This window comes from Exilibacterium tricleocarpae (assembly GCF_007004655.1).
In the GTDB taxonomy this organism is placed as follows: domain Bacteria; phylum Pseudomonadota; class Gammaproteobacteria; order Pseudomonadales; family Cellvibrionaceae; genus Exilibacterium; species Exilibacterium tricleocarpae.
The window spans coordinates 1-5,178 of record NZ_ML660134.1 but is presented as its reverse complement, the minus strand read 5'-3'; the positions used below and the strand labels follow the sequence as shown (position 1 = coordinate 5,178).

Annotated in this window: 3 protein-coding genes and 1 pseudogene; all 4 read right to left on the bottom strand. The window is 56.0% G+C overall.

Features of this window, described 5'->3' with window-relative positions:
* Window positions 1–2,119: hypothetical protein (locus FKG94_RS28375; protein ID WP_142930323.1), on the bottom strand; the 2,119-nt coding region annotated here is incomplete at its 3' end.
* Between the two features lie 268 nt (window positions 2,120–2,387).
* Window positions 2,388–3,098 carry a transglycosylase SLT domain-containing protein gene (locus FKG94_RS28370; RefSeq protein ID WP_142930322.1) on the bottom strand — a complete coding sequence of 237 codons (711 nt, stop codon included), beginning with the start codon at window positions 3,096–3,098 and terminating at the stop codon, window positions 2,388–2,390.
* A gap of 70 nt (window positions 3,099–3,168) precedes the next feature.
* Window positions 3,169–3,672 (bottom strand): hypothetical protein, encoded by a 504-nt coding sequence (locus FKG94_RS28365; protein ID WP_142930321.1) that lies wholly within the window; start codon window positions 3,670–3,672, stop codon window positions 3,169–3,171.
* A 28-nt stretch (window positions 3,673–3,700) separates the two neighbouring features.
* Window positions 3,701–5,178, bottom strand: a pseudogene (locus tag FKG94_RS28890) (hypothetical protein); the annotation flags it as partial.

Here is a 5,178-nt window from a genome sequence, read left to right as displayed (position 1 = left end):
CCGTATAAGCGGGCGGCACCGCCAGAGCCTCCGGATACGCCGGCGGCGGTACCGGCAACACAGGGTCAGTACCACTTTGACCCGGCTTCTTCTCGCCAGACTTGCGGGCATTCAAGTCCAATACCCCTTGTTGTACCCCGCGCGAGGTGATTTCCGGATCAATCTCTACACGCATGATGCGAGGGTTGTTATTACCCGCACCGTCTACACCGGTATCCGCTGCATCCCCCTGGGAGACGCGACCCTCCTCTGCGTGGGGCGATGTGCCAATATCATGCGTGTCTGAAGGGCCAGGTCGGTGGCTGGGCTCAACTGGTGCCTCAGTGGGAGACGATCTATCGGCCTGATTAGAGGATTCCGGGTACTCATTCGAGCCTGACCTACTACGCGGTGCATCATCCAAAGGGGAAGACTCAGTTTCGGTATAGGAAGGGGGTGGACTGTAAGACGGCAAATCCGAACGGGTATAAGGGGGGAGGGGTGGCGGGTCCTCAGAATCTGCACGGTATACGGGTAGATATGGCTCTCCACCTAAGTGGCGTTGAAAATTATCTTGCAAATGATTTATTCTTTCACCGAGATTCAATGTTGTTTCATAAAAATCATCAGGCAGGGGCTGCACACTGTTTACAGGTGCATCAAGTGCCTGTTCATGCGCTAGAAGCCGGCCTGGAATCTCACCTTGTATTCCTCTTTCCGAGTTCAATATATTGATGGCCTCCCGGCGGAGGTTATCAGGTGCAACAGGGTTGTCAGCTATAAACGCAACATAGTTGTGCATCTGCCGTATCGCGGCCAAATGCCGGTTGGGGTCAAGGTGGGTATCAACACTGTCGCTGTTACGAAGCATAAATTCCCCAATATTGAACAGGTTCCACGCGTCGTTGTCTGGTGGTGACGAATCCGCTGAAAGAGAAAGCTCTAACTGATTCGATATAAAATTTCGCAGATTATCAATCTCTGCCAGGTGATGTTCTATTCTATTATACATGTCACCACTTGCACCCGTGCGTTCTTCTGTGTAGCGAGAAGCCTGTCCTCGATGAAACTCCGCTGTATTTGCCAGGTCCAGGGCAAGATGATAAACCTCATCCGATAAACCAAAGTTCTCGCCCATATAAGCAGTAGCATCCCTAACCTCCTGTATCGCCCCCCGATGCATCTCCAGCTCTTGATAAAGGTCACCTGCCTGCGGGGCATCCTGGATACGTCCCTGCCATTTACCCAGGTCGAAGGCGCGATTCATATCCAACGTGCTAAATCGCATAGAGTGCTGAAGTGCATTGAACGTTGCTGACCTAAGCTGACGTATTGAGTTATCCCTCTCGGTTGTGAGCTCAATAAGCCGCACGAAAGGTCCCGAAACATCCTGCTCAAAGCGATGCATCATATCGTCGACTTCTGCACGGATATCAGCGGGTAGGCTGATGCCACCCCTGAAAATATCGATATATGCTGAGATGTTCTGTAGCTGTCGCCGGTATACCTCCAACTCCACAGAATTAGCGTTGCGAGCACCCCTTGGGCGGGCCTCTCTGATCTGGTTTCTAAAGTCCGTCATGTTGAGCGACCTATCGGTGTCTACTTCCAGCTCATGGCCCGCAAGCATCAAATCTCTACCTCTATAACGAAAATTATCAGGTGTCCTCCCATCATTTCCCTCACGGTTAATGAATTCCTGCAGCGCCTCCTCATGTCTCATAGCCGACTGGTTCAGCCTCTGGGCTATCTCACGGACTGACTCGTCTCCATCTGCTATATCCATAATCACTGAGCGGAGATCTCCCATAATGGCCAAATGCCTTTCCCGGTCAGCCTCCAGAAGCTCGCTCATCCGAATTTCCGTGTCGGCCTCGTTGTCATTATTTAACGCACTGGCAGCGGGCTCCTGGCTGGGTCCTGCCAGAGCCTCTTGTTCTTGCTCCTGTATGTCCGAGACTACCGATAATGTGAAGCCCTCGTCCGAAGAGTCGACATCACTGCTCTGTTGCGAGGTATTTTCGCTGGCTTGTTGCCATTGGGCTACAGACTCCGGATCAGGGGTACTCGCTTGGGCAGGCGAACTCGAACCTGACCCTGTCGATGAGGTGTTTGGCTCATTCCGTATTCTGTCTGCCATGTGCCTGCTCCTATGTTGTAAAAATAGCCCGATTGAATATTAAAATGCCATTTGTGCTGTAAGTTGAAGTAGTCTGGTAATGACTGGAGGGACAGAATAGGTAAGGCGGGCACCCCACACAATATGTCGAATGTCCTAAGGCTTAATAAATAGCTAGACGGAAAAATCCAGGAATAGGCGGCGTTAAAGCCGGAGTAACCTCACCCGGCCATGCAAGGTTCACCAGGGCAGGCAGTGAAAGCGCGTTACCCCTTATCAGCGGTATGCATCAACCCCAGCTTGGAAGCTGACCCGTTTGCAAGGATTCCATGATGGACTTTACATAATCCCGACCTTCCGCGCTGGAGCGCCAGTCGGCATTCGGGCCTTGATTGTAGGCGCCAAGCGCATCTTCCAAACTGCCTTTTTCATCAATCATCCTGGCCAGGTATGCAGTACCGAGTTGGATATTCAGTTCCGGGTCTTGCTTAAGCGCCTCGGCCGAAATCTGGCGGCCTGCCATCTCGGAAGCCGTTGCGGGTTTAAGCTGGAGCAATCCTACGGCTCCCGCCGAGGACACGGCGTTGGTATCACCCTGACTTTCCTTGGCCATTAGACTTTTCATAACAGCGGAGTCAATACCATACTGTTGCGCATATTTTTCTACTATTGCGTCATACTCACCATCGCCAGGGCCTTGAGGTCCCGGGTCGACGCCTCCAGCATCGCCACCTCCAAGGCCATCACCCTGCCCATCGCTCGGACCCGCACTTGCTCCGCTCGGGGGAACCTGGCCGGGCGCCTGAGGCCCTCCACCCGGCACCGGGCTTTGGCCGCCCTGTCCTCCCAGCGCATCAAGCGTCTGCTGTATCGCGGCTAATTCAGTTTGGAAGTGTTGCTTTAATGCAGGGTCCTGGGTGTTGTTAGCGCGTTCCAATCGATCATGGTAAACCTCCAGGTAGCCATTCCTGATTGAGTCACTCGGGTTGACGGTATTCATCCTCTTCTCTCTCCTGATCAATTGCCTCTATTTCTTGTCTACTACTCTGTCCCAAAATAGCGACACCCCTTTAGGCAGCCTCCTCCTTTGCTGCAACAGCGTCCTCATACTGGCTGGCCAGACTGCCGGTGCCGGCTAAAGCTGTGGCCCCCGCCTCTCCAGAGACCGGGGCTCCCTCAGCCGGAGCCTGCTCACTGCTCTCCTCACCAGTCTGCTGCTCCTCCTTCAACTCAACGTGACTGTAATCCTCCTCAGCCGGGGGCGCCTGCTCGATGGTCTGACCGGTGTCCGTCACCTGCACACCCTCACCGTCATAGCGCAGGTCAAACACCTGGCCACTGTCGTCCACCATCGCAAACGGAGTGGCCTCTGCCTCATAAAAACCCTCGACCCGCACCTCCGTCCAGGTGTCGTCGTCTTGGTAGCGCCAGTCCTCCAACGCCTCCTCCTCACTCAAGAAAGCCGACGCCGGGGTTTGTTGTAGCTCCTCAACCGTGCCCTCAGGTCCCTCTGGACTGAACAACTTCAGCATTGGGTTAAACGGCAATAGTGTCTCGAGCATTTCCTCAGTCACGGCCCGCTCCCGCGCCGCCTCTTGCTGCTCAGGCTTGCTTCTCCCGTTCCTCGAATGCTGCACGGTCCGGACTAATGATCAGGGCATCGCCGTCGCGTTCAAACTGAATGTCGTCACGGTTCACCCCGCCCATATTCAGATGGCCCTGGTTGGCACCACTGTTATCAATCACGGTTGTCTGGGTCGTATTTTCAAATTCATAATCGTCGGGCACATCCCAGTGGGGCTCGTCGGCATCCTCGTCCTGCGTGATCACACCCTCGCTGGCCAGCGCCTCATCCTTGTCCCGGCGGGCCTCGTAGACCTCCCGGTTCGGGTCATACAGGGTCACGTCATAGCCATTGTTGCCACCGCGGCCCACCAACTCATCGTTGCCGCCACCGCCCTCGAGATAGTCATCGCCATCGTCACCCCTGATCACGTCATCATTGTGGGAGCCGACGGGGGCCACCTCCACATGCGCCGGGACATCCACAGAACGCCGGTCATCATCGCCGTCCTCTCCGATGGAGACCTCACCGCTCTCCTTGTCCAGGTGCAGGCTGCCGTGAAGGGAACGGCCGTCGGCCTCCGGCAAGTACACAGCCATCGCCTCATCGGTATGGGACTCGGGGCTGTCGATCAGGCGTTCCCCGCCCTCGATGAGCATAAACCCGTCGTCGGTGAGTCGATTCATGGTGTTGGTACGGAAGTACTGCCCGTCGGTGGTTTCGCGGTAGTAATCGTTATAGGCCACTGCCTGCGCTTCCTTGTCGTCGCCGTAGGTAGTCACCAGATCGTGGCTGTAGGGGCCGCTTTCCTCAAGCTCTGAGGCGTGCACAGCGTCGAGTTCATGATCCAGCACCACCAGATTCTTATCGTCGTCGCTGCGTGCCTCGTGGATATCGATCCGTTCTGACTCCATATCGGCGATGATGTTATAGACATCGTTACCCTGGCCACCATGGGCCTCGTCGCCAGGGCGCACGACCATCAGATCGTCACCCTCACCCCCGTGGTAGGTGTCTCCGCCGCCCTGACCGTCCAGGCGGTTGTTGCCGTCGGTACCAATCAACGTATCGGCCATGTCTCCGTGGCCCACCGCGTGCTCGATATGCTCCAGGTCATACAACCTGTCCGCTTCGCGATTGCCGTCCCCGTCGGTCAGGTTCTGCGCCAGATAGCCAGCCTCGAGATCCACGGTGTAACCGGTGGCATCCTCGTGAAGGTCGCCGGCTTGACTGACGTTGAGGGTGTCCTCACCCTCGCCGCCGTCAAACCGGCCCGAGGAGGCGGTATGCTCGCTCAGGACCGTGAAGGTGTCGTCTTTGTGGCCCCCGATAAACTCTTTCTCGCCCCCCCGTACAATAAAGTCATTGGGATTGTCTTCACGGCCGTAAACGGTTTGATCGCCCTCGCCGGTATCGATCAGGACCCGGTCATCGGGGCCGAGTTCCGGGTGTTGGGCCACCATCACCTGCTCATCGCTGTGAATGGACGCCCAGCGCTGATCGTGACCCTCGTAGC